This window comes from Psychrobacter nivimaris, assembly GCF_904846365.1.
Classification (GTDB): domain Bacteria; phylum Pseudomonadota; class Gammaproteobacteria; order Pseudomonadales; family Moraxellaceae; genus Psychrobacter; species Psychrobacter nivimaris_B.
This window is the reverse complement of sequence record NZ_CAJHAL010000003.1, coordinates 143992-169444: the sequence shown is the minus strand read 5'-3', so window position 1 is coordinate 169444 and position 25453 is coordinate 143992. Positions and strand designations below refer to the sequence as shown.

Below are 25453 nucleotides of genomic sequence, written 5' to 3'. Positions count from 1 at the left end.
TATTGATTTGTCTGAAAAATGCTACCATATAGCGACTAGAAGAGTACGATTAGAAAGACATTTTTAGAACGTTTTTCTAATGGTGGTTTCTTCAAATTTTTCTGTTTTGTAGATTGATTATGTTTTATAAAACAGTGACTCATTAATGGGGTAGTGGTATGAATGCAGTTCGTCGGAAAAAACTGACGTGGGTTATGTTTACGCTGGCAGGTGCAGCAATAGCAGTTATGTTGGTTATCTATGCCATCGGGCAGCAAACTGATTATTATTTCGATGCAACCGCTATTGCTCAAGGTGAAGCGCCTCAAGACAAACGTATTCGTGCTGGTGGTATGGTGGTTGCCGGTAGTGTTCAGCGTGCAGCAGACAACCCATTAAATGTTGAGTTTGCGATTACTGATTTTCAATCGACAGTGCCAGTGACTTACCAAGGTATTCTGCCAGACCTATTTGCTGAAAACTCAGGTGTCGTGGCTACGGGTAAAATGCAGGGCGATACTTTCGTCGCTGGGGAAGTGTTGGCTAAGCATGACGAAAACTATATGCCGCCAGAAGTTGCCAAATCTATGAAAGAAAATAATCGCAGTGGAGCGATACCTACTTCTGAACAGTATAATCCTGCTGAAAAGATTCATGAGACCGAAACGCTACAACAGTAACGATTATAAGTTTTCATACGGTATAAAAAAGCCACCGATTATCGGTGGCTTTTTATTGAGCTTGGTTTAGCTAATCAGCTAATCGTACTTATTAACCCTGTTAGTCATCCCATACTGGACTATAGTCAGAATGTTCAATTTTACGACCGTCAGAGCTGGCTAAGTTACCGATTTTTTCTAACTCATCTGCACTTAACTCAACCTTGATGGCATCTAGATTGCCTTGCAAGTGATCAGGGTTAGACGTTTTCGGAATAGCCACACGATGCTTGTCTGATAAGATCCAAGCTAGTGAGATCTGTGCTGGTGTTACGTTATGCTTATCTGCAATCTCTTTAATCACTTCGTTATCAAATACATCACCACGTGCTAATGGCGAGTAGGCTTCTAGTAGAATATGGTGATTATTCAAAAAGGTCTGCAATGTGTTTTGCTTAATGAACGGATGAAACTCTACTTGGTTCACGACGATAGGTACATCAGCATATTTCTTGGCTTCAATGATATTAGCAATATTGAAGTTTGAAACACCAATATGACGCGTCAAACCTTGCTTTTGGAGTTCGCATAGCGCAGGAATGGTCTCAGATAACGGCACGCGGTCATCAGGCCAATGCAATAGCAATAGATCGACATAATCTGTACCCAAATCTTCCAAAGAACGCTTGGCTGCTGCGACCAGTTTTTCTGGTTCAAACTTCATATCATCTGGAAAAATCTTAGTAGTTAAAAAGAATTTATCGCGAGCCACGCCTGATTGTCTGATACCTTCGCCAACTTCTTTTTCATTGCCATAAGCTTGAGCGGTATCGATATGCTCATAACCCATTTCTAACGCTTTTTTGACCACGTCTACGCAATCTTGGCCAGTTGACTGCCAAGTACCTAGCCCTAGGATAGGGATATTTGCTTGTCCAGCCGTACGAATATTATAGTTTTTAGCGCTCATATTATTATCCTTGTTATGTGTATCTTATAATTTTTTACCAATTTTAAATATCATCAATAGTATGGTCTAACGAGTAAATTACTATTGAGCCGGTCTACTATAGGAAAAACCAAGGACAAGTGGAAGCGTGAGTGACGGTTTCCTACAAAGGACAAACAGGCTGTAACGTGATTTTTGATAGTTATTTAATGCACAGTTAGTCTTTTGATAACGGTATTGGAAGGTGGTACTCTCAAAATTAAAGACAAAAAACGCCCATCACTTTAAGTAATGGGCGTTTCTATTAATCATAACACCTAAAAAACTAGGTACTTTGATTTAAAGTCTTATTGAGCAGCAGCTTCTGCAGTTTCTGGAGCGTCAGCGCTTTCAGTTTTAGCAGCAGTGTCCGTATGTGCGCTATGATCAGTACCCCAGATTTTTGGGTACTTGTAGCCAGGGAACGTTTCATGAGCGTACTTTTTGAAAGCTTCTGAGTTATAAGCGTTGGTCACATCTTCAACCCATTTTTTACCAGTATCAGCAGATTTGATCGCTGACCAGTTTACATAAGCAAAGCTTGGCTCTTGGAACAGTGCTTCGGTCAATTTGATACCAGAGTCAGTAGCATAGTTACCGTTGATAACTGCGAAGTCAACTTCATCACGTGCGCGTGGTAATTGAGCAGCTTCTAGCTCAACGATTTCGATATCGTATTTGCTGTTATCAGCGATATCTGCTTTTGACGCAGTCAATGGATCGATGTCGTCTTTTAGGGTAATCCAACCAAGATCATCCATCATTACCAAAGCACGAGCAAAGTTACTTGGATCGTTTGGTGCAGAAACACTCATACCTTTGAATGCAGCGTCAAGGCTAGTCTTTTTACCTGAGTAGATGCCAAGTGGAGCCGTTGGTACTTGGAATACTTCAACCAAATCAAGGTTGTTTTCTTTTTTGAAGGTATCAAGGTAAGGCTTATGTTGGAAGATGTTGATATCCAAATCGCCTTCAGCCAATGCAAGGTTAGGACGGACATAATCAGTAAAAGCAATCAACTCAACTTCATAACCTTGAGCTTCAAGCGTGCTCTTCACTTGGTTACGAACCATATCAGCAAAATCGCCTTCAGTCGTACCGATAACAATTTTGGTATGGTCAGGATCGATATCGCTAGCGGCAGTTTCTGCAGTGGCACCCTCGGTTACTGGCTCTTTAGTCGCTTCTGGCGCTGATGAATTGCTGCAACCAACTAAGACTAGACCTGATACACCAACAGCAGCAAATGCGGTAGCTAACTGACGGCTGATATCTGTTAATTTCATAATATGTCCTTAATAATGAATGGGGTTGAGTAAAACGTTTATCGTCTGAACATTAAAAAAGCAACATTATAAATAGTAATGCTGCTTTTGTTGTAAGAGCTGAGATAAGGGTTGAGTGTTGCCAAAAATAAACCTAGTCGCTCGTAATGTCAAGTATTCTCTAAAGCGGTTTAACGTTTGTCTAAACGATTGGCGAGCCAGTTACCAGAGGCTTGAATCGAGACGACCATGATGGATAGTACAATCACGATAAAAATCATTACCTCGGTTTGATAGCGATAATAGCCATAGCGAATGGCCAAATCACCCAAACCGCCACCACCAATCATACCAGCCGCCGCTGAATAAGAGAGCAAGCTGATACAAAGAATAGTGACTGACAATACTAAACCTGAACGAGCTTCATTAAGTAGTACTTTAATAATGGTAAAAGGTCGTGCACCCATTGATTCAGTGGCTTCGATAATACCGCGCGGCACTTCACGTAAATTTTGCTCGACCAAACGCGCAAAATAAAACGAACCAGCGATAGCCAGTACTAGTGATGCAGCAATTGGTCCGATACCCGTACCAACGATGGCCTTGGTAAACGGACTCATCGCAATCATCAAAATCACGAAAGGGAAAGCACGCATAAAGTTGGTAATACCGCCAAGCACACCGTACAACGTCTTGTTTTGCAAAAACTGTCGATCACTAGACAAAAACAAGAATACGCCAAACAGTCCACCGATGACGATTGCGACTGTGGTTGAAATACCGAGCATCACAAACGTATCAATAAACGCGCTTGCGATCTCTTTGCGTAACACAAGTAGCTTGTCTATAGAGGCGGATAATTCAGTACCAGTTAACATATCTATTTCTCCTGCCTCATTAGTCCTCGACGACTAGGCCTTTGCCAATCGGGGTGGTTGCTTGAATCAGACCGTCTCGCACATCCGCAACTTCTAATAGTTGTCCTTGATGCAATAACGCTGCGCGATCACAAAGTCTACGAATCACACTCATCTCATGGGTCACGATGACGATAGTCACGCCAAGTTGCTCATTAATATCGCGTAGACAAGTTAGCAAACTACGGGTCGTTGCAGGGTCAAGCGCACTGGTTGGCTCATCGGCCAACAATACTTTTGGACTAGGGGCAATCGCGCGGGCAATACCTACACGCTGTTTTTGTCCACCTGACAACTGCGCAGGATAGTGACCAGCACGATCAGTTAAATCAACAATCGCAAGACAATCCATGACGCGCTTATGAATGTCGCGACTTGGATAACCAGAGATTTTTAAGTTAAATGCCACGTTGTCAAAAACCGTTTGATTAGACATCAGATTAAACTGCTGAAAAATCATACCGATATTATGACGGGCAATACGCAGCTCACTGGCAGACAGCGTGGTTAGGTCAGTACCGTCTATCACGACTTGACCCGAATCTGGACGTTCAAGCATGTTGATTAGGCGCAATAAGGTAGATTTACCTGCACCTGAATAACCCATTAGACCAAAGATTTCGCCTTGTTTGATAGTCAGAGATGTCGGCTCAACAGCGGTAAACCAATGTGGTTTGCCGTCTTTGTCTTTGATTGATCGGTCGCTTAAAAAACTTTTGGTCACATCGTTTAAGACAATCATGTCATTCATGGAGGGCTCAAAATTTAATAAATTTTTTAATGGTTAAGAACGCGTCATCAGGCCTCTTTCAATATGTAAGAAGCTTGTCAAAACGACAACAGTCAATAACCGTATAATAAGGGGCGGTAATATAGCATATTATCAGGCACTTTGGATATGCACATACGTGTCTGGCTTATGATTAATAGCTATTAAGAATAAGCAGTTAAAATGGCAAGTGTGAAGGTGACAGCGTGATAGCTATCTATATAACGATGGGGATTGATTACTCGTGATAGTTGTAATGAGGGTCATGATGAATTGGGATGGTCACCAAAAATCTAGTATGACCATTTAAGGTATCTGTAATAATACGCCCTTGATGAGCGGTAACGATTTGTGAGACTAAAGATAACCCTAGTCCAGAGCCTTTGTTTTTCTGCTGCAAACGTACAAATGGGCTAAAGACTTCTTCTCGCTTGCCTTCAGGGATACCAGTGCCTTCATCGATTACAGCCAGCACCGCATATTTTGGCAAAGGACGTTCAGGTTCAGTTTTGGCTTTTTTCATATGCTTAGCAAATAAGCCTTCTTTACGCACGACTGCACCTGAGTTCTCATTGTTTGAACTGTTAGATTTGGCGTCATCTTTCGTATTATTTGAGCCATTATTTTTAATAGCGGTATCAGTAATAGATTTATCTGATTTTTGAGCGCTATTATCGACGAGAGTGCCAGCATTCGCGCTTTCTACGTTGCTTATAGAGTTTGTTTTAGCTACTTCAATCAAGCCAGCGTTGTCAGTATTATTAATACTATTAGCATCGTTAGCAAGGTCAGTAGAATCTGGAACAGCTTTCCAAATAACTTTCTTAATTCTGTCAGTTAATTCACTGGTAAAGCTATAATAGTCAGCAAGTAGTGATGATTCGCCAATAGCAAGTTGGCGTTTGCTAGCATTGTCTATCAAGCTTTCATCTGAAAGGCCGTTATCAAGGCTGGCATCATCATCAGTCTCGTTATTCTCATTGTTAGCAGCTATATCTTCACCGTTTTTATAGATAGTCGGCGTTGGTAGCTCTGCTATTGAGTCAGTCATTTCTGATTTGTTTTTATCAATCGAACTAGTAGCTTCATGCTTAGAAGCTTGGTGCTCAACTACTTTGGCATCAGCGTTTTCTTCATAATCGTCAAAGTCTAAACTGTTGTAATCGACAAAGCTGCTGCATAGCACTGTTTGTAATAGATAGTCAGGTACAGTTCCGGCTTCTTCTATGCTCTGAACACCGTATAGCAATACCGTAACAGGCGGCTTGCCATGTAGCATAGCGTTGGTAAGTAAATTACGAATCAAATGAGTCAACATTGATGATTGACCATCTATCACGATGTGCTCACCAATCAGCGTGGCTTCAGGATAGTGCTGACGTTCTTGATTTACCAAATCGTATAAATCTAAGTTTTCAACTTGCTGTAAGGCATGTCCCGCATCCAAACGGCTAACCAATAATATGCTTTCTACTAAGTCATTAAGACCTGACAAGTCTCTGTTGATAGCCTGTGCCCGTTTATCAAATTTTGCTTTGGTATCAGTTGGTAGCGCACCAGCCAACATATCCATCATTTCAATCTGTAGACGGATACGCGTAATCGGTGTACGCAGCTCATGGGAGGCATGTGCCAGTAGCAAGTTATTGGCATCAATTAAGTGTTCAATTTTTTGTGCTGCTTGGTTGAATCCGCGTGCTAATGCAGCGATTTCATCATTACCACGTGCGTTCACTCGTACCGTAAAATCACCATCACCCAATTGAGTCATTTGTTGGCTTAACTGGTCAATACGCCATGTCATCGTCCGTGCAATCAACCATAGTACACCTGCCATAATGAGCAAGAGTAGTAGCGTACCAGTGAATAAGTTCAAGGCTGCAGAAAGGACAGGTTTTTTAGGCGTGAGACGTGATTCATACAGTAAGGTATAACCCGTACTGCTATACACTTGGGCTTGCTTGGTAGGTGATGTATCTGCAAGTGATGGAAAAACACGTGAGAATAAAGACGGAGTAGGGGGGAGTTCTAGGGGTAGGTCGCTATTGTCAGTTTGCATGAGCAGTCGACCTTCACTGTCATACAATCCCATTTTTGCTTGCAGTGATTCATCAAAAATATCGAAGCTTTTCTTAACGACAGCCAGCATAAAACGCGACTGCAAATGGTTGTCTTTGCTGATAGAAATATTCAATTCATGCAAGAATGGATCGATTTGACCCAAAATCTGCGTGGCTAATATCTCTGAGCGAATACCAGCGTCTTTGTCATGGACAAGTTGAGTCAACAGCACCATTGCCACAGCAAATAAAGTAAGTGCCAGCATGACGCTGGCAAATAGTTTGGCAAATACGGAACGAAAACCCAATTGCTGCATTAAACGATCTCTATTATTAAACGCTTGTACCGACTCATGGTATAGAGTTTACACCATGAGTCAGCTAATTAGGCGTCCTTTACGATTACACCTGATCAGTGGCAAATTGATAGCCGACGCCGCGTACGGTAATAATACGCTTTGGCTGGCGTGGATTGTCTTCGATCAAAGCACGTAAACGCGAAATATGTACATCAATTGCACGGTCAATATTGTCTGAACTGTCATCATTTGGCATCGCTTGCCAGAGTTGCTCACGATTCAACACCTTGCCAGAATGAGTGGCAAAGTAATGTAACAACTGAAACTGATGCGTGGTTAAACGTACTGGTTGGTCATCGATAGTGACTTCATGACTATCAGGGAACACACTCAAACGGCCAAAGGTTAAGCTGTCTGATTGGCTATCGGCTTGATTTGGTTGTTCATGACGACGAATAACCGCACGGATACGAGCTAAAAGCTCACGTGGCTCAAAAGGCTTGGCGATATAATCATCAGCACCCATCTCCAGCCCCAATACGCGATCGGTTGTATCACCTTTTGCGGTCAGCATAATAATAGGTACTTTATTGGTCATGTTATTTTTGTTGCCACGAATCTTTTGACATACTTGCATACCATCCATATCAGGTAGCATAAGATCCAATACAACCAAATCAATATCACGCTCTTTGGTGTCTAATAAGTCGAGACCTTCTTGACCAAGACCAGCATGATGCACATCATAATAGTTCATGGTCAAATAATCGCTGATCAGCTCAGCCAAATCTGGATCGTCTTCAATCAATAAAATCTGCTTACTCATGGGATGTCCTCTAATTGTTATTGTGATTTATAAAAAGTATAACGTTTCTGGTAATGATGAGCTGTTAGTAATGATGAATAGTTAAATTACTAAGCCTTTACGTTTTCAAATATACAGAATAGCGCATAATTAAATGTGAGTCGTATTTTAATACTCGGATAATGCTATATATAGTAGGGTCATATTGCCTAATTATGCTGTTACAAAACAAGAGAAGCTTTGTTAATGTTTCTACGCAATGTAACTGTCAACGTAAACTATTACGACACAATAACTTTTTTACCTTTAGAATCAACAGGTAAGTCAGCCAAACAAATTAAGCTATCATTGCTCACCCCTGCTATCAAATACTGCTGCGTAGTAGGATCGTATTCCACTACCTCAATAGGTTGGCGTGTTAAACGCTGATCTTGACCTATAATCCAAACATTCGCAGTCAATGGTTGTAGCGGCATATAAGGAGGAGTTTGCAACTCTTTCAGGTCTACATCATGTAGCGCTCGCTTAGGTACGATAGTACCGACATCTATTTGACCATAATTGACGCGCCCTGTGACTTTCATATTTGGCAATAACTTATCACGACTTACTTCATTATCGATGACATTAACATAGACCAAAAGCTTTTTGGGCTGACTGGTCGATACCAGTTTGCTGACCTGTCCCGTAAACTTGTCTGAGATACCTTCGGCGGTAAAATTGACTGTCTGACCAACGGAAAGCTGTGGTTTTGCTTGTATAGGCAGGGTAGCCATAAAGTGCAGCTTGGTCTCGTCACTGATCTGTAGTAGAGGTTCGCGCGCCGCTAGCTGTTGTCCTGCATCAGCAGATAAGTTTTCTACCCGACCCGAAAAGCTGGCGTGAATGGTAATCGAATTATACGGTGCACCTTGTTTAGCAGTATTAACGTCTGCACCCTGATTAGTAAAGGTATTGCTATCAGTATCTATCGCAGAGTTTGCTTCTAATGTTTTATCACTCTCACTATCAGTTTTTCTTACAACAGCGATATCTGCGTCTGGCGCAGCTTGTGTGGAATTAGCACCAGAATTCTGCGCGTCTTCTGGATTGGTTTTATTAACATCGTTTGATTCTACATTATCTTGGTCAGGCTTTTTCAAACCTTCAGCTTTGCTAGCCGTGCCCGTACGTCTAAAGACAAGCAATGGTGTGCCTTTTTCTACCCATTGACCTTCACTAACCAGTGTTTTTTCTATACGAATCGGATGTACCGCAACAAATGTGGTCTGCTTGATAGGTTCGATATTACCTTGTAATCCGAGACTCGGCTGATACCTTGAAGGTTTAATACTCAAGATATGTTCTGGCGTCATTGTGACACTGTCACTTGTGATGATCAGTGGCGTGTCAGCGGTCTCTTCTTCAGTATCAGTAACAGTCGATTCATTTATAGGTGACGGCTGACAAGCAGCGATAAATAGCACGCTGAATAAGTAGAGGCTTTTTCTTAAATGTCTAGAAGCTGTCATAGCAGTCACCATTGTAATCGTCATATCATTATATAGTGAATTGTAACTCGGTGGAACGACTGTAAGATATTTACTCAACTTAAGAAAGTTGATAACTCAGTATTGAGAAGAGTTGAAGTTATACCTTTAATAAATAAAAATAGTTATTTGTGATACTAATGAGTTCGAACATAATTTTGCTAATTACTGGAAAAGCAATAATAACTGTGCTAAAACAAACACTATAAAATATAGTGATACATTTTTATTACAAATGAAAATTATCCAGTAATATGATTGTCAGTTATATACAATACGAAAATATAACAACGATGTCTTATATTTAAATTTCAATCTATTTATATGTTAGAAAATGGATTTACAGTTAATTGGAATCGTTGTTATATTTGACTTTTCTATTAGATATTCGCGGGGTAAGTTATCTTATTCAAGGCACTCAAATAACGCTAGATTTTGTAAGATTAATAATAATAAAGTGCGTATAGTACGCTATATTGATACCGCGATTAGTCAGTAGGCATCAATTACAGAAGATTCGCTGTTATAACAAATTTCAACGCAGACAATGCAAATGTAGGTACTTATATCGATCTGACAAGAGATGATATAAAAGTTTAAAATAGCCAAGCAAATTTTGTATTGTTAGATAGCGTTACGAACAAATAGTCGTTTACAGGACAATGAGAATGGAAAATAATTTTGAAGGTTTAAAAGTAATGGTAATTGATGATTCAAAAACCATTCGCCGTACTGCAGAAACTTTATTACAAAAAGCGGGCTGTGAAGTAGTGACCGCTATCGATGGTTTTGATGCATTAGCAAAGATTGTAGATAACAATCCAGATATTATTTTTGTCGACATTATGATGCCACGTCTAGATGGATATCAGACTTGTGCGCTGATAAAAAATAACCCTGATTATGCCAATAAACCGGTAATCATGTTGTCATCTAAAGATGGTCTATTTGATAAGGCACGTGGTCGCATTGTAGGTTCTGATGAGTATCTGACTAAGCCATTTAGCAAAGATGAGCTTTTTGATGCCATTAATCAGTACCGTTAATCGAATAAATATAGACTTGAACGGAGTGATTGATATTATCGCTCCAGATTATTCAATACTGAATAATTATGATTAAAGAATGGCTACCAGTAGATTTATAAGTACTATTTTTAATCATTTTATCTGAACCATATATCAATGTATCTTCACAGATATTTTAGAACTTAAAGGAACCTCCTATGACTACCGTTTTAGTCATTGACGACTCGCCATCAGAAATGGCGAAATTTCGCGATATGCTTGCCAAAAATAACTTTCAAGTGTTGGAAGCGACCAATGGTGAGCAGGGTTGCCAGATGGCAGCTGAACATTTACCAGATGTGATTTTGATGGATGTGGTCATGCCTGAAATGAATGGTTTTCAGGCCACGCGCAAGATTACTCGCGGTAAAACCACTGCTCATATCCCTGTCATCATGATCAGTACCAAAAACCAAGAAACAGATAGAGTTTGGGGCAAGCGTCAAGGCGCTAAAGAATATATGAACAAACCAGTTGATGAAAGTGGATTGGTCAATATGATTCGCAAAGTGATGGAGTAACTTGTGGCTTCTAGAGGATTTATTGAGCTTCTGCGTTTAGCAGATTTGGCACGCGCGCGCAAAAGCGGTCGCCGCGGTGGCCAAGAGTTTGATTGGCAAGGTGTGGTATTTGAAATTGGTGGGCAGCGCTTAGTTGCCCCTATGGGTCAGGTATCAGAGGTATTATCTATGCCAGAATATACTAGCCTACCTCTAGTAAAGCCATGGATGCTAGGTATTGCCAACATTCGTGGGCGACTCTTACCTTTAACGGATTTGTCGCATTTTTTGCAAGTACCTAGTCGCTTGACACAAATGAGCCAACGGAAAGTTATCGTCATTGATTATGACAATAACTTTTCAGGACTGCTGGTAGATCAAGTACTTGGTATCGAACAGTTCACACAAGAACAGTATCGTCCAGAAGCCATAGATCCAGAGTCGCCATTTGCGCCTTATAACCATGGCAAGTTTTTCAAAAATGACCAAGACTGGTATGTATTTATGCCAAGTTTGCTCGCACAGGATCCTCAGTATTCAGATGCTGCGATATAGCTATTAACTATAAAATACCTGTCTATCAAGTAACGATAGAAGAATAGCGACTGACATAATAGGGTTCGATGTCAGCATTTATACAGGCTTTGCTAATCATTGTTTAGATAACAATACGATTGTCAAAGTCAGCCACAATTAGACTTTGATGACTGTTTGAAAGGAAGACGCAAGATGAGTGATGTGATAAAAAAACCTGTAGCTGGTATGGCTAAAACATCAGCAGATGGCAAAGACGCTGATAGTACTTGGAAGCTATTGTTAGGATTTTTTGTTCTATTAAGTTTGGCTTGTCTGATTTGGCTAGTTAACTCGCTATCATCGGTAAGTCAGTATTTCGATAGTTTCAATCAATCCGTTATCTTGCCAGCGGCTGTATTTGCAATCGGCGCATTAGGGATTGTGTTTGCTTTGTACCAGCTACTGAAACACCGTGGTGGGTCAGAGCGATCGCTTATTGAAAAAGAAACCTTGCGTCGTCGCCAAGAAGCAGAAGCTGAGTCTGAGCGAGCGCGTCAAATTCAAGAAGAAAACGAACGTAACCAGATCGCTATTTTACGTCTACTTGATGAGTTGGGTGATTTGGCAGAAGGTGATTTGACAGTCAATGCGACTGTATCAGAAGATTTTACAGGGGCGATTGCTGATTCAGTCAACTTTGCAATTGACCAATTACGACAGCTGGTACTGGTTATTAACAGCACTGCTGACCGAGTATCGCAATCTTCAGATCAAACGCAGATGAATGCTGTTGAACTGGCCGAAGCTTCTGAACACCAAGCACAAGAAATTGCTGGAGTATCAGCCGCTATTAATGAGATGACTGTCTCAATTGATCAGGTTTCAAACAACGCTGCAGAATCTGCAACGGTTGCCCAGCGTTCAGTTGCTATCTCTCACAATGGAGCAGAAGTTGTACAACGCTCTATTGAGGGTATGAACGTTATTCGTGATCAGATTCAAGAAACGTCAAAACGTATTAAGCGTCTTGGTGAGTCTTCGCAAGAGATTGGTGATATCGTTGGACTAATTAACGATATTGCTGACCAGACTAACGTTTTGGCATTGAACGCCGCTATTCAGGCATCGATGGCAGGGGAAGCGGGCCGAGGCTTCGCGGTTGTTGCTGATGAAGTACAGCGTCTGGCTGAGCGTTCAGCTAATGCTACTAAGCAGATTGAAACATTGGTAAAAACCATTCAGGCTGATACCAACGAAGCAGTTATGTCAATGGAATCGACAACTTCTGAAGTTGTACGCGGCGCACGCTTAGCGAAAGATGCGGGTGAAGCACTAGAAGAAGTACAGAGCGTTTCTAACACCTTGGCTGACTTGATTCAAAACATCTCAAATGCTGCATTACAACAGGCTGAGTCTGCTGGTCATATTTCTCACACCATGAACATCATTCAAGATATTACCTCACAAACTTCTTCTGGAACGATGGCAACAGCTCGTTCTATTGGTGAGCTAAGTGAAATGGCAGCAGCACTACAGGAATCGGTAACAGGCTTCAAAGTATCGAACGACGACGAGCTAGTAGATTATGAAGTGTTGGATACGGAAGGCGCATTGAAAGAAAGCGTTTAGTGATTAGGTATTCTTTTAGAGCAAGATCGATAGCATTTGGTTTTTCTGCATATTGGACAAGGTTGCTGCTGTAAGAGTGATAAAAAGAAACCGTAATCATAGTAGATGATTTATCTAGCATAGATGGTGTTAATAAGCCAAATCATCTGCTTATACAGTTGATCTGACATTAGGTAATACTTTGATGAAAGTCGACAGTTTGGATGTGCAACGATGGCAAAAGTACATAGAGCAGGAAACTGGATTTGTGCTGCCAGACATACAGCTACAGTGGCTAGCTAATGCAATTGACTGTACGGCGATGTCGAACGGATTGAGCGTTCAACAATTATGGTATCAACTATCGAAAAATGATGAGTTGCGTCAGCAGTTGCTGGATAAAGTACTCATTCATGAGAGTCGCTTCTTTCGACATAGACCCTCTATCGACTTTGTTACAGAGTATGCATTACAGCATCATAAAGCTGACAACATTGATAGTTTATTTCGTATTTGGAGTGTTGGCTGCGCAAGTGGACAAGAAGCTTGGTCATTGGCCATGAGCTTGGCTGCACAGCGATGCCAAGACTATGAAGTATTAGGGACGGACATCAGTGGAGAGGCTATTAAAAGCGCACGGTTGGGGCAATATGATAACAGGCAGCAAACTTTAATCCCGCAATCGTGTCAGCCGTTTGTTCAGCCGCTGCCATCTAAGAGTACATTAAACAGATTGAAGCCTAGCACATCAGAAGCGGCTAATAGTATGCAGGAAAATTGGCAGGTAGCACCTGTATTGCAGCCATATGTCAATTTTTCTGTACACAATATTATTGAACAAAAACCACCCACTACGCATCTTCAGAATGTGATTATTTGCCAAAACATGCTGCTATATTTTCGTAAATTTGATCAGCGTGATATTTTGGCACGGTTATCAGAGCAGTGCGCGTTAGAGGGATATATTATATTGGCTCCAGGTGAGGCGTTGTTCTGGCGTCCTTCAAATATGCGCCGCATTGCGCACCCACAGGTTAATGTGTGGCAAAAAATTAGTGCCTAAATTAGTGCATAGACGAGTTAGGATAAACCTATGAAAAACCAGCCCAATGACATCGTGACATTTCAGTGGTTGCTACCATTATTCAATCAGCAGTTAACACAGATGTCTGACGGTTGGCAATTAGGTGAATCTAGCATCGACCATGAGCAACTGACATCAAGTTATCATCAGATTAGTGGTGCGCTCATCATACTTAAGCTTCCCTTATTAGCGGGTGTTGCTAGTAAGTTGAGTCAACTCGCAGGATTACAAAGTTGTGACGATTTTTCTATTAAAGAGCGCCGTATAGGTCAGTTCTCTCATCGATTATTACAACGAGAGATTAATCAGTATGCGCGTACAGGAATCTATCATAGAGGTCTAATAAGTAGAGCAATTGATGAGTTGACCCAAGCTTTGTCCCAACGAGACATAGAAACTGACATTCTTGTAAATGTTAGTGATGTTCAGCATGAATACACGAATGATCATGCGAATAACGAAAATATTATCAATAACATTGAAGTGGCCGTGCCTACAGAACAAGCTACTGCTAGCTTGACAAGTGAACAGTGTCAGCAGTTGCTACTCGTATGGCGTCAGCAAGTACAAGCATTACTGATCACTAATACAAACCAGTCATCAGCACTCAGTACCTTAGAAAAAGCTAGCCAGTATCTCAGGCAGACAACACAAGATAGTGGTTTACAAAGACTATGGTGTTTGACTGAGTTATTGCTACGTGATCTGGCCCAAAATGAGACGCCACTTCCTGAGCGTTATGCACCATTATTAGGTCAGCTTGATCAAGTTATAGAGTACTACACCCAGTCAAATGAAGTACCTTCAACTATAGTTGTAAGATTGACAACCGCAATCTATGTTGAATTGAGTTATCTAGCGCACAGTAGTAAACGTACTCAGTCTATTTTGGATAAAGTATCTCAAAGTACCACGACAGCGTCTCGTTTTTTACCGCAATTATTAACTCAGCTTGATGCGCTTATTTTCAAACTGGATGAGCCAGATAGCTTGGTAGCTCCTTTACAACATATCAGAGAGCAGCTCAAAAACCGAGGCTGGACTTACTACGTGTCTCAGGTGGAATCCATCCTTGCAGATTTGAAACAGTCTCTTGTATCAGAAACGAGTTTTGCGCAAGAGCAGTGGCAAATTGAACGCAAGCTGCAAGAGCTATACAACGCTATTTATAGTACTGAGCAAACCATTTCTCTTAAGATTGGTGATGCGACCTCTTTCGCTACTATGCCTGAAGTGATAAATAGTAACGAGACAGAATTAACAAGTAAACATGACTCTATTCCTATCGATGATGGCCTACGTGAGCTTCGAATTGCAGTAGAAAAGATAAAGCAAAATTTCAACGATTATATACAACATCAAGATATAGGATTATTACCAGCGTCTACTGATTTTACCAGTATTGGTCAAGCTTTTGACGATATGGAATTGTCAGAAATTCGTCATACTATGGATGATATCGGTAGTCTATTTACACAGTTAACCACTCGTAATATTACTACCCCGAGCTGGAGTTTGGTGCAGACGTTGGCTGAGAGCTTAACGTCTATTGAGCTATTACTTGATTATCTTGCGCAGCAAGTTTTTGATCAGCAGTTGCTTACTTTAGCAAATGAACATACGGCCAGAGCAACACAGCTTCTTGATACTGATATCGAATCACCAGCAACGCTTAATGAAACTGTATTCGCTCAAGAGTCAGCTGCGACGAATGTTGTACGTTATGATGATAGTGGCGAAATTAACCCTGTTATCAATATAGACGATGCAAATATAGTTGAACAAGATAAGTTGAGTCTGTCCAACAATACTGAAAGTGATGCACTAAAGCAGGCTCGTGAACACGTGAAGCCTGATAACTTTGAAACAGATGAAGATGTCCACGATATCTTTATTGAAGAAGTGACTGAAATTATTACTGATCTTGAAGATTTTCTTCCTATCTGGGCGCAAGACTCACAAGACCTAACACCATTGACTGAAGTGCGTAGAGGTTTTCACACTCTAAAAGGCTCAGGTCGTATGGTTGGTGCCTTTAGTATCAGCGAGATAGCATGGTCAATCGAAAACCTACTCAATCGTTTATTAGATAAAACATTGCCAGTAACAGATGATGTTGTGAATCTAGTAGTTGATACCACAAAAATTCTACCAGCGTTGGTAGCAGATTTTTCAGCGCAGCGCCCACCAAGCTTTGATCCTGCTATTGCTATCTTACAAAGTAGTAATCTTATGAGCCAGCAGCCGGTCAACACTGGACTGACGCTAGCTGAACTTGCTCCTAAAGAGTTTATGTCAGATGATGCAGAATTAGAAAAATCGCTACTAGAAATCGATGATGCTGATAACGATTCTAATAACGATAGTACCGAGTTGGTTACTGACTCGAATAACAAGGAAGCAAATACCAACGAATATCTATCTACATTGGATATTCCAGAGAATCTTGCACCTTTTATTAAAGAGACTAATCAACTACCAGCTGATGCCGACGGTGCAGATCCTGATATCAAAGAGATATTTATAGAAGAGGCCAATGAAGTATTGGCAGAAATTGTGCCGTTGTACGAAAGCTGGCAGGAAAATTCGACCGATCTAGAGGGATTAAAGGATATTCGCCGTGGTTTCCATACCTTGAAAGGTTCGGGCCGCATGGTAGGCGCTAACTATACAGCGGAACTGGCATGGTCTATAGAAAACATGCTTAACCGTGTTTTAGATAACAGTGTCGCTATCTCAGCTGATATGCGTCAGTTGATTACAGATGTACTGGCAGCTTACCCCAAGATGCTTGTAGCATTTGAACAGGGTACTCAAGACTATCCAGCTGTTGTCCCAGTATGGATTGCATGTGCTGATGCGTATAGCAAACAGCAGGGTAATGGATTTAGTTATTCTGCGTTGTTTGCACAATCAGTAGATAGCTCTATAGATGAGATGGAAGAAAAGACACCATTGTCTGATACGGCTGAGACTGGCTATGTTTATGATGACAACAGTAATGAAGCAATAGACTCTACCTTGCAGACCTTTCATTCGGTCAATGAAAAAATGGCTGAGGCAGCGGTTGTCCTTACCCCTCAAACCGAAGAAGAAAAAGCATTTTGTAAGATATTTATTGATGAAGCAGAAGAGCTGCTTGATTGTATCGAACAGTTTGTCAAAGACAATAGAGAACAGCATCATATAGAAATCACAGATGAAATCGTACGCGCATTTCATACTTTGCGCGGTGCTTCGGGTTCTAGTGCTTTGGCCGCTATCAGCGAAGTCAGTGCGACCATCGAGCATAGCTTGGAGTCATTACAACAACAAGATATAGGCATGAATGCTCAGCATTTAGCAGCATTAGCCCAGTCAGCCACATTAATAGAGGGTTATCTAAATAATTATAAGCAAAATATAGAGCAGCACGATGTATCAACAGAGGACGATGGTTCGCAGAGTCAGCATGATATAGCGTCATTGCAGGCCATGCTTGGTGAGCAGTACGTAGCTAATGCCACTACCGTCATGACAAACAATAAACCGACGATAGAAGAGTTATTAGACAGTAATATTGATACGTTACTCGATGCTGAGTGGGAATTAGATGATGCGTTGAATCATACTGAGATAGAGTATATTCAAGGTTATATAGAGCAGCAAGTCTCTCAAATAGCTTCTCTAATGAAAAAAGCACAAGCATTCCCAAAATTCGTCATAATTTTAGATGAGCTAGGTAATGCGTATCGTTATTTGAGTAATCATATCGATAAAGCTCAAAATCAAGACATTCAAGCAATATTGCACGCAGGTCATGCTCAGCTGATAGGCTTGTTTGATGCTTTAGCTGGAAGTACCTCTTTAAAAATAGATAAACAAGTCATTGATGATCTACAGAGTATCTATCAAGAAAGGGATGAGAACGAGGACGTTGGCTTCACCGTTAGAGTTGTTCCAGCAACTGAGCTACAGTTTGAAACCATTGACACTGATATTGAGCTATTAGAAATATTTTTAGAAGAAGCACAAGAGCTTGATACTGCACTAGATGAAAGTTTCAATAAATGGCGTGCCGATATTACCAATATCAATGCGCTAAAGGTTCTACAGCGTCATTTGCACACGATTAAAGGCGGTGCACGGATGGCTGGTATCCGTAGTATTGGTGATTTGACTCACGAAGCAGAAAGTGTCTATGAGTCGTTTGTAGAGAGCCGAAGAGCGCCAACCGCGCAGTGGCTTGAAATCATGCAAATGGTGCAAGACACCATGTCACTACAAGTGATGCATATTGTGAGTCATAAGAAATCTTTCTTTACTCCAGAGCTGATTGAACAGTTGCGCCAGCTTGAAAAAGCAAAAACGTTACCAGAGGTAGTCGATCTAGTCATACCAGTACCAAAAAATCACTTTGAACCTACAGAGCGTAGCATTGCTGCCAATGTTGTTGACAGTAATAATGAGGTATTGAGTGCCCTAAGTCTGGATAGCATGATTAAACAATCATGGGCTAACGGACTCCCTGATCCTGATATATTAGCGGTATTTTTAGAAGAAGCAGAAGAGCTTACCAATCGTAATAAGTATCTGCACTTGTTCTTAAAAGACACGAGTAATACCACAGCGTTACAAGCGCTCCAACGTGACTTGCATACCATAAAGGGTGGCGCACGCATGGTCACTGCCTCTGGTATTGCTGACTTAGCTCACGAAATGGAATCAGTTTATACGGATTTTGTTAGTAATCGACGTCCAGCCACCAAAAAAGTATTAGAGTTACTGGTTGCAAGTCATGACTGGCTAGCTGATGCAGTATTTATTCTTCAACAACATGTTAATCCACCAACGCCTACGTTGTTGATTGAAGCGTTGGAGCAGTTTGGTAGAAACCCTGATAGCCTAAAAACGATACCTAAAGAGTCTCTACAAGCCCAGCGTGAAGCAATCCTAATTGCCAAAGAAAACCAAGATTCACAGTATCTTGCAAAAGATATCAGTGAAATGCCGTCTATGCTTAGAGATACTCATGAGGAAGATCAGAGCGCTAGTAGCAATGAGATGATTCGTATCTCGGGTGGTTTAATTGAGCACATGATTAATTTATCTGGTGAGTCAGCGATTAACCGTGCTCGTATCGATATGGGTATCAGTAGTCTAACAAACAGTATTGAAGAGATGGGTACGACAGTACAACGTTTGGCAGATCAGCTACGTCGTATGGAGATCGAGCTAGAAGCACAGATTCTATCTCAAATAGATGAGGAACTCATCGATAATGAAGACTTTGACCCTCTAGAGATGGATCAATACTCCTCTTTGAATCAGCTGTCTAAATCTTTAACAGAGTCGGCCTCAGATTTGGTTGATATTAATCATACATTATTAGAAAAGACACGTGATAGCGAAAGCCTGCTGCTACAGTTATCTCGTACCCAGACGGAACTGCAAGACGGTTTGATGAATTCACGTATGGTGCCATTTACGCGCTTGACACCACGTCTTGAACGTATCGTACGTCAAACAGCTAACGAGCTTAATAAGTCTGTTGAACTGACCATTGTTAATGCTGATGACGAGATGGATAGAACCATCCTAGAGCGCATTACTTCACCGCTTGAGCATATGTTACGTAATGCTGTCGACCATGGTATTGAAACCACATCGACCCGTCTAAAGTCAGGCAAAGAGCGTAGCGGCCGTATTACCCTTGAAGTGCATCGTGAAGGTAGTGAGATCGTCATCCAATTAACAGATGATGGGCGAGGCATTGATGTTGAAGCAGTACGTAGTAAAGCCATCTCTCAGGGTCTAATTGATGCAGACGATAATAGTCTGTCAGACCTTGATATTATGCAATACATCTTCAACGCTGGATTGAGTACTAGTCAGCAAGTGACTCAGATCTCTGGACGCGGCGTTGGTATGGACGTTGTTATTAGTGAAATTCGTCAACTAGGTGGCTCAGTATCCGTCGTTTCAGAGTTGGGTAAAGGCTCAAGTTTCACAATGCGCCTACCATTGACGGTAGCCGTGTCTGACGCATTGGTTGTTCGTGCTGCAGATCGCTACTATGCGATTCCATTGGTACAGATTGAGCGCGTGGTTCGAGTGAATCCAGAGAAGCTCTATGACTACTATCAATCAAATGATGCTACATTAAATTTCGAAGACACTGAGTATCGAGTACGCTATCTAAATGAAATCTTATCGGGTAATAAGTTAAATGAGTTGGTCGTAAATACCAATACTAGCTTACCGCTTATCATTATTAAAAATCGTACCGGACAGAATATTGCTTTGCAAGTGGATCAGATTGCAGGTTCGCGCATAGAAGTTGTTGTCAAACCTCTAGGCCAACAATTATCAAATATTCCAGGAGTTTCAGCTGCTACTATCATGGGTGATGGCTCGGTCATGCTCATCTTAGATCTGATTGCTCTTATGCGTAATGCGCAATTGGTCAAGAATATTACGAAAGCTGCTGATGCTAAGAGAGGACGTATAGAGTCTAAATCTACCATTCTAGTCGTCGATGATTCAGTGACAGTGCGTAAAGTAACCTCACGTTTCTTAGAACGCCAAGGGTTCAATGTGGCAGTCGCTAAAGATGGTATTGACGCAATTGAAATATTGCAAGATATGACACCAGACATGATATTGCTTGATATCGAAATGCCTCGTATGGACGGCTTCGAGGTCGCCACTCAAGTCCGACATAATAGTCGTCTAAAGCAAATTCCGATTATTATGATAACGTCACGTACTGGCGAAAAGCATCGTGAGCGTGCCTTGGAGATTGGTGTGAATGACTATATGGGTAAACCATTCCAAGAAAAAGAGCTGCTTGATAAAATGCAAAAATTACTAGGTGAAGGGGTCAGCCTGACTAATGAAGGATAATGCACGTGTTTTAGCGCTGCGAAAAAAAAATAGAAACGATATTAAAGTGATGGTGGTGGCAGAAGACCATCGCCAGCGCATGGCGTTTTCAGATACGGTACGTGGCTTCGGCTTTACGCTGGTCGGCTGTGTGTCACGAGCACAGTGGCGGGAAACAGGTGCGCTTTCTAACTCAGCTATCGATATTTGGCTGATAGACAGTGATTATGATGACAGTGTGGCAATAGCGACGGTGGCATCCAAACCAACAGCAGTACTAGTGGGCTTCAGTCAAGCACCGTATCTAAACGAATCACAAGAATATGCAAAGTGGCAACGTAAGTTAAAGCGTAAATTTGCCCAATTGCTTGACTTGCCAATATTGGTAGATGCTCCAGCTTACAAGAGTGCTGATACTGACTGGCAGTATGTCGTATTTTTGGGTGCTTCTATGGGTGGCCCTAGTGCGGTTAAAGAATTCTTAGATAATGTGCCAGCTACACTACCAATTTGTATTTTATTGGCACATCATTTCAATCAAGCCATGATTGGTACGTTGCCCCGCATACTTAACCGTCACAATGACTGGCGCTGTAAGATTATCGCCTCTTCACAGCGGCTACGTGCAGGAGAGTGTCTGATAGTTCCTATTGATAAGCAGGTTGTCTGTGATTCAACAGGTCGCGTGATACTATTGGAACAAGATTGGCATGGTGAATATAAGCCTGCAATCGGGCAGCTGCTCAAAAATACCAGTGATGTTCATGGTAGCGAGCTTATTAATATTATATTTTCAGGTATGGGTAATGATGGCTCTCAGTATCTAGATTTAATCCAAGATAATAACAGTCAATTATGGGCACAAGATCCGAGATTAAGCGCATGTCCAAGTCAACCTCAGGCTATCATTGACTCAGGGTATTGCAATTTTGTTGGTAGCCCTACCGATTTAGCAAAAAAACTAACCGATTACATTGGTGAAAGGGCAGATAGCCATTCACATTAACTTATTGCGAGTGACGTATGACACAAATTTTAAAACATTCGTTTGAGGCTGTGAGTCTGTTGACTACCAACAACGGTATGCTTGACGTTACTATTGTTCCAGCAGCTAACCAGCCGGACTGGATCATTCCAAGCAGCCTAATTTTGAGTGTGAATGAGTCCCAGCAGCAGGTTTCTAGATACGATTGGCAACAACAAGATTTGGCTGTATTTCATTTGCTACTGCAAGATCATGCTCCAGACAAAATGATTGTTTTGGAAGGTAATACGACTGATCACCGATTTGCCTTACAAACGGCAGGTGACTTGCGTCAGCTGCAAGCACGAATTTCTGAAGTGAAAGATGTAGAGACACCGGAACAATTTAGTGGTGCTAATATCGAAGGTAGGGAAGAGTATTTTGATAAAAATGACGTCTCATCCTACCTATATCAAACAGTGATGATTGATGACGAGCTATACTTAGTGCCAGATTTGGATAAAATTGCCCATCACCTGATTGATTCGGATAGCTAGATTCTTATCGTTATTTAAGGTATTCTCCATTCTATAAATAGTAAGCCAGTAATATTAATGACTTCATCTATTGAAGAGCATTAGCTGGCTTATAAAATCGATTAGAGATAATTCCTGATAAAGGTAGTAGAGTCACTCATGAATAATGCCAACTCGAATGTATCAAAGTGGTCGGTTAGTAGCCGTATTTTTCATTGGATTAGTGCAGCCTTACTGTTAACCACATGGATAATGATACTGCTATATGAGAATTTAGATAGCAATCTGTTTATTGGATATCATAAAGCGTTCGGCGTGAGCTTATTATTCTGGATGATTGCCCGAGTCATCAACCGCGTTTTTACCAAGGCACCACCACCGTTAGCCATGCCAAAATGGCAAATGCTCGTATCTCAGATGTCACATTTTGCTCTCTATGCCATACTGATTGCTATGCCAATGGTTGGCTTACTGATGGCGGTATATGGCGGTCGACCGGTTGATATTTTTGGTATCTTTCAGATCCCTGTATTCGTGACCCCAGATAGAAGTTTGGCTCGTTTTTATAATAACTTGCATACTGAGATTATCTGGCCAACGATTATTGGTTTTACGGTCTTGCATATAGCAGCCGCGTTATACCATCAGTTTGTCAAAAAAGACAATCTTATTGCCCGTATGAAATAATCTATAATCGATCAACATTAAAAAGCCCCAAGTATCAAACTTGGGGCTTTTTTTATTCATTGTAGAAATACGTACTGTTAGAACGTTATTTCTTATGCTCAGGCAAGTTGATATTCATCTCTAACACATCTAAGCTGTCTTCAGAACGATGGTTAATATTGACATCATCAATCTGCACACCGTTAACGTATTTGTTCACAACTTCTAAGATTTCACGTTTCATTTTTTCGATACGATCAACCGTTAAGCGATTGTTTAATCTGTTTTCGCTAGCAACGATAACTTTTAAACGCTCAGTTGCTAAATTTGCGCTACCTGCGTTATTGTTGTCGTCAGTACCAAATAGGCTACTCCAAAATCCTTTTTTCTTAGTCATCATTATCCTCCAAACCAGCGCTGTAATAGACTCTTTTTCTTCACGTCAATATGACGTAGTGGACGCTCTTCACCCAAGAAACGGGCGACAATGTCTTCATAACATTGACCAGCAACAGAGTCGGTATAATGAATAACTGGTTCGCCATGGTTGGACGCTTCAAGCACTGAATGGCTCTCAGGAACAACCCCAAGTAGTGGAACTTTTAGAATATCATTTGAGATAGTATCGATATCCATCATCTCATTGGCAGCCGCACGTTCAGGATTATAACGAGTGATAATCAAATGCTCACGAACAGTACCTTGGTTCTCTTCTACTTTTTTCGTCTGACTCTGCAGAATACCGATGATTCTATCTGAGTCACGCACTGAAGAGATCTCAGGGTTAGTGACGATAATAGCTTCATCCGCATGATACATCGCTAGCTGTGCACCGCGCTCAATACCAGCAGGCGAGTCACAGATGATATAGTCAAACTGTTTAGAGAGTTCAGCCATTACCTCTGATACCCCTTCGTCAGTCAATGCGTCTTTATCACGCGTCTGACTGGCTGGCAGGATATACAGGTTTTCAAGCTGTTTGTCTTTGACAAGTGCTTGCGACAAGCGCGCGTTTCCAGTGATGACATCTACGAAGTCATAAACAATTCTGTTTTCGCAACCCATGATTAAGTCTAGATTACGTAGACCTACATCAAAGTCGATAACAACCGTTTTATAGCCACGTAACGCCAAACCAGCGGCAAAAGAAGCACTTGTCGTGGTTTTACCCACACCGCCTTTACCTGAAGTGATTACAACTATCTTCGCCACAATGGCACACTCCTATGAATCAATGGGATATCTTTTATATAAATAGCAAAATTACATGTTATTCACCTAACATATATACACTATCTTCGAAGCTAGCCTAGCATAAATAAACAAAAAATTATAGCAGCTCGATACTAAAGCAGAAAAACAACCTATGTATCGCTCAATTAGCCTCTCTGCGTGGTATTAGTAGGGTCATAACTATGGTTTTTGGCTTGTCGAACAGAGCAGCTTAACTACCTTAGTTTTCTATAAAGTCACTTCACCGTGTATTATTTTTAATAGCGTCTTAAGCTTCATCCATCACGGTAAACACTAAGCCTTCGCCTTCTACAAATTTTACTTGCACGGACTTGTCGATGACATGCTCAGGTAAGTTGTCTCGTAAGCAATAGGTTCCTGCTACTGACACCAATGACGGATTAAAGGCTTGGCAAAATATACGGGCATCTTTATCCCCTGTTGCGCCTGCCACCAGACGCCCTTGTGCACGGCCATATACATGCAAGCTATTGTCAGTAATCGCTTCAGCACCGCTATTGATACTACTGGTCAAGATCAAGTCGCCGCCAACGTGATTGAGGCTTTGTCCTGAACGCAGCATTTGATCATAGATTAAGCTAGTAATATGCTGAGTACTTACCAACGTCTCGGTGGGCATATTAGATAGTGTGGTTTCAGTAACAGGTTCGCCCGTGGTAGAAGTATCATCGACGCTATTAGCATTAACTGCTTCGGCGTTGTTGTTCTCTACTGCCTTTTGAGTAGGAACTGGGGCTTTTTTACTTGGTAATATACGCTCAATACGCTTACCATCTGCTGGAAATATCGCTAAGCGCTGCTCACGTGCTTGCGCATCAAGCACTCCTGTTACCACGCCAATAGGCTGTAATCCCCATGCCCATAGCAGCTCTACTAGTGCTGATAAATCCTGCTCAACGTCACTATCAATAAGGATAGGGATATTGCTCGATTTATTGCTGAGCGTTTCAGTTAGCTGAGCTTCTATAGCTGCTAGATCGCTTGTACTAAACTGTACGCGTGAAAATGTCAGCATCTTGCCATAGAAAGCTAGCGCTGGTGCAGTCTGGTTATCGTTAGCTGAAACTGTCATATACAAACCCTTAAAAATAATTCTGTCACGGTATTATGTCTCTTATTATGTC

At 41.3% G+C, this 25453-nt stretch carries 19 protein-coding genes and 1 pseudogene; 10 read left to right on the top strand and 10 right to left on the bottom strand.

Features of this window, described 5'->3' with window-relative positions; genetic code table 11:
- The first annotated feature begins 158 nt into the window (after window positions 1-158).
- Window positions 159-659, top strand: coding sequence for a cytochrome c maturation protein CcmE (ccmE, locus tag JMX63_RS02725; RefSeq protein ID WP_191114215.1), 501 nt, complete (start codon window positions 159-161; stop codon window positions 657-659).
- A 100-nt stretch (window positions 660-759) separates the two neighbouring features.
- On the opposite strand, the gene JMX63_RS02720 is transcribed toward ccmE, so the two are convergent.
- The 7 genes from JMX63_RS02720 to JMX63_RS02690 all read right to left on the bottom strand — a co-directional run bounded on the left by JMX63_RS02720 (window position 760) and on the right by JMX63_RS02690 (window position 9252).
- Entirely contained in the window at window positions 760-1608 is an 849-nt protein-coding gene (locus JMX63_RS02720; protein WP_201570710.1) for an aldo/keto reductase, read from the bottom strand.
- Window positions 1609-1934: 326 nt separating this feature from the next.
- Window positions 1935-2912, bottom strand: a complete 978-nt coding sequence (locus tag JMX63_RS02715) for a MetQ/NlpA family ABC transporter substrate-binding protein (protein WP_201570706.1) — start codon at window positions 2910-2912, stop codon at window positions 1935-1937.
- A 170-nt stretch (window positions 2913-3082) separates the two neighbouring features.
- The gene (locus JMX63_RS02710) at window positions 3083-3769 is read right to left on the bottom strand and encodes a methionine ABC transporter permease (RefSeq protein ID WP_114701591.1); all 687 of its coding nucleotides are present in this window, start codon (window positions 3767-3769) and stop codon (window positions 3083-3085) included.
- 19 nt (window positions 3770-3788) lie between these two features.
- Entirely contained in the window at window positions 3789-4559 is a 771-nt protein-coding gene (locus tag JMX63_RS02705) for a methionine ABC transporter ATP-binding protein (RefSeq protein WP_057761581.1), read from the bottom strand.
- A 256-nt stretch (window positions 4560-4815) separates the two neighbouring features.
- Window positions 4816-6954 carry a sensor histidine kinase gene (locus JMX63_RS02700; protein ID WP_201570705.1) on the bottom strand — a complete coding sequence of 713 codons (2139 nt, stop codon included), beginning with the start codon at window positions 6952-6954 and terminating at the stop codon, window positions 4816-4818.
- Window positions 6955-7039: 85 nt separating this feature from the next.
- Complete coding sequence (locus JMX63_RS02695) at window positions 7040-7762, bottom strand: response regulator transcription factor (protein WP_057761578.1); 723 nt, start codon at window positions 7760-7762, stop codon at window positions 7040-7042.
- A gap of 260 nt (window positions 7763-8022) precedes the next feature.
- Entirely contained in the window at window positions 8023-9252 is a 1230-nt protein-coding gene (locus tag JMX63_RS02690) for an efflux RND transporter periplasmic adaptor subunit (protein WP_201570704.1), read from the bottom strand.
- Window positions 9253-9938: 686 nt separating this feature from the next.
- Between JMX63_RS02690 and pilG the strand changes: the two genes are divergently transcribed.
- From pilG to JMX63_RS02645, 9 genes and pseudogenes are all read left to right on the top strand, one after another.
- Window positions 9939-10316, top strand: coding sequence for a twitching motility response regulator PilG (gene pilG / locus JMX63_RS02685; RefSeq protein ID WP_057761576.1), 378 nt, complete (start codon window positions 9939-9941; stop codon window positions 10314-10316).
- 179 nt (window positions 10317-10495) lie between these two features.
- Entirely contained in the window at window positions 10496-10858 is a 363-nt protein-coding gene (locus tag JMX63_RS02680; RefSeq protein WP_057761573.1) for a response regulator, read from the top strand.
- 3 nt (window positions 10859-10861) lie between these two features.
- Window positions 10862-11392: a chemotaxis protein CheW gene (locus JMX63_RS02675; protein ID WP_160022438.1), complete on the top strand. Its 531-nt coding sequence runs from the start codon at window positions 10862-10864 to the stop codon at window positions 11390-11392.
- 303 nt (window positions 11393-11695) lie between these two features.
- A pseudogene (locus JMX63_RS02670) lies at window positions 11696-12982 on the top strand (methyl-accepting chemotaxis protein); the annotation flags it as partial.
- A 184-nt stretch (window positions 12983-13166) separates the two neighbouring features.
- Window positions 13167-14024 (top strand): CheR family methyltransferase, encoded by an 858-nt coding sequence (locus JMX63_RS02665; protein ID WP_201570696.1) that lies wholly within the window; start codon window positions 13167-13169, stop codon window positions 14022-14024.
- A 30-nt stretch (window positions 14025-14054) separates the two neighbouring features.
- Window positions 14055-20930, top strand: a complete 6876-nt coding sequence (locus JMX63_RS02660; RefSeq protein WP_201570694.1) for an Hpt domain-containing protein — start codon at window positions 14055-14057, stop codon at window positions 20928-20930.
- The gene (locus JMX63_RS02655; protein ID WP_201570692.1) at window positions 20920-21915 is read left to right on the top strand and encodes a chemotaxis protein CheB; all 996 of its coding nucleotides are present in this window, start codon (window positions 20920-20922) and stop codon (window positions 21913-21915) included. Before JMX63_RS02660 ends, JMX63_RS02655 begins: the two co-directional genes overlap by 11 nt.
- 17 nt (window positions 21916-21932) lie before the next feature.
- Window positions 21933-22430: a hypothetical protein gene (locus JMX63_RS02650; protein WP_201548093.1), complete on the top strand. Its 498-nt coding sequence runs from the start codon at window positions 21933-21935 to the stop codon at window positions 22428-22430.
- Window positions 22431-22568: 138 nt separating this feature from the next.
- Window positions 22569-23096: a cytochrome b gene (locus JMX63_RS02645; RefSeq protein WP_201570691.1), complete on the top strand. Its 528-nt coding sequence runs from the start codon at window positions 22569-22571 to the stop codon at window positions 23094-23096.
- 85 nt (window positions 23097-23181) lie between these two features.
- Here the strand turns inward: JMX63_RS02645 and minE are convergent, their stop codons facing one another.
- The 3 genes from minE to minC all read right to left on the bottom strand — a co-directional run bounded on the left by minE (window position 23182) and on the right by minC (window position 25401).
- Window positions 23182-23472, bottom strand: a complete 291-nt coding sequence (gene minE / locus JMX63_RS02640) for a cell division topological specificity factor MinE (RefSeq protein WP_201570690.1) — start codon at window positions 23470-23472, stop codon at window positions 23182-23184.
- 2 nt (window positions 23473-23474) lie between these two features.
- Window positions 23475-24287 (bottom strand): septum site-determining protein MinD, encoded by an 813-nt coding sequence (gene minD, locus JMX63_RS02635; RefSeq protein ID WP_057761560.1) that lies wholly within the window; start codon window positions 24285-24287, stop codon window positions 23475-23477.
- 289 nt (window positions 24288-24576) lie between these two features.
- Complete coding sequence (minC, locus tag JMX63_RS02630) at window positions 24577-25401, bottom strand: septum site-determining protein MinC (protein ID WP_201570689.1); 825 nt, start codon at window positions 25399-25401, stop codon at window positions 24577-24579.
- Window positions 25402-25453: the final 52 nt, after the last annotated feature.

Coding starts and splice junctions, on each gene's coding strand:
- ccmE (WP_191114215.1), top strand. CDS start 159: ATGAATGCAGTTCGTCGGAAAAAACTGACGTGGGTTATGTTTACGCTG.
- JMX63_RS02720 (WP_201570710.1), bottom strand. CDS start 1,608: ATGAGCGCTAAAAACTATAATATTCGTACGGCTGGACAAGCAAATATC.
- JMX63_RS02715 (WP_201570706.1), bottom strand. CDS start 2,912: ATGAAATTAACAGATATCAGCCGTCAGTTAGCTACCGCATTTGCTGCT.
- JMX63_RS02710 (WP_114701591.1), bottom strand. CDS start 3,769: ATGTTAACTGGTACTGAATTATCCGCCTCTATAGACAAGCTACTTGTG.
- JMX63_RS02705 (WP_057761581.1), bottom strand. CDS start 4,559: ATGAATGACATGATTGTCTTAAACGATGTGACCAAAAGTTTTTTAAGC.
- JMX63_RS02700 (WP_201570705.1), bottom strand. CDS start 6,954: ATGCAGCAATTGGGTTTTCGTTCCGTATTTGCCAAACTATTTGCCAGC.
- JMX63_RS02695 (WP_057761578.1), bottom strand. CDS start 7,762: ATGAGTAAGCAGATTTTATTGATTGAAGACGATCCAGATTTGGCTGAG.
- JMX63_RS02690 (WP_201570704.1), bottom strand. CDS start 9,252: ATGACAGCTTCTAGACATTTAAGAAAAAGCCTCTACTTATTCAGCGTG.
- pilG (WP_057761576.1), top strand. CDS start 9,939: ATGGAAAATAATTTTGAAGGTTTAAAAGTAATGGTAATTGATGATTCA.
- JMX63_RS02680 (WP_057761573.1), top strand. CDS start 10,496: ATGACTACCGTTTTAGTCATTGACGACTCGCCATCAGAAATGGCGAAA.
- JMX63_RS02665 (WP_201570696.1), top strand. CDS start 13,167: ATGAAAGTCGACAGTTTGGATGTGCAACGATGGCAAAAGTACATAGAG.
- JMX63_RS02660 (WP_201570694.1), top strand. CDS start 14,055: ATGAAAAACCAGCCCAATGACATCGTGACATTTCAGTGGTTGCTACCA.
- JMX63_RS02655 (WP_201570692.1), top strand. CDS start 20,920: ATGAAGGATAATGCACGTGTTTTAGCGCTGCGAAAAAAAAATAGAAAC.
- JMX63_RS02650 (WP_201548093.1), top strand. CDS start 21,933: ATGACACAAATTTTAAAACATTCGTTTGAGGCTGTGAGTCTGTTGACT.
- JMX63_RS02645 (WP_201570691.1), top strand. CDS start 22,569: ATGAATAATGCCAACTCGAATGTATCAAAGTGGTCGGTTAGTAGCCGT.
- minE (WP_201570690.1), bottom strand. CDS start 23,472: ATGACTAAGAAAAAAGGATTTTGGAGTAGCCTATTTGGTACTGACGAC.
- minC (WP_201570689.1), bottom strand. CDS start 25,401: ATGACAGTTTCAGCTAACGATAACCAGACTGCACCAGCGCTAGCTTTC.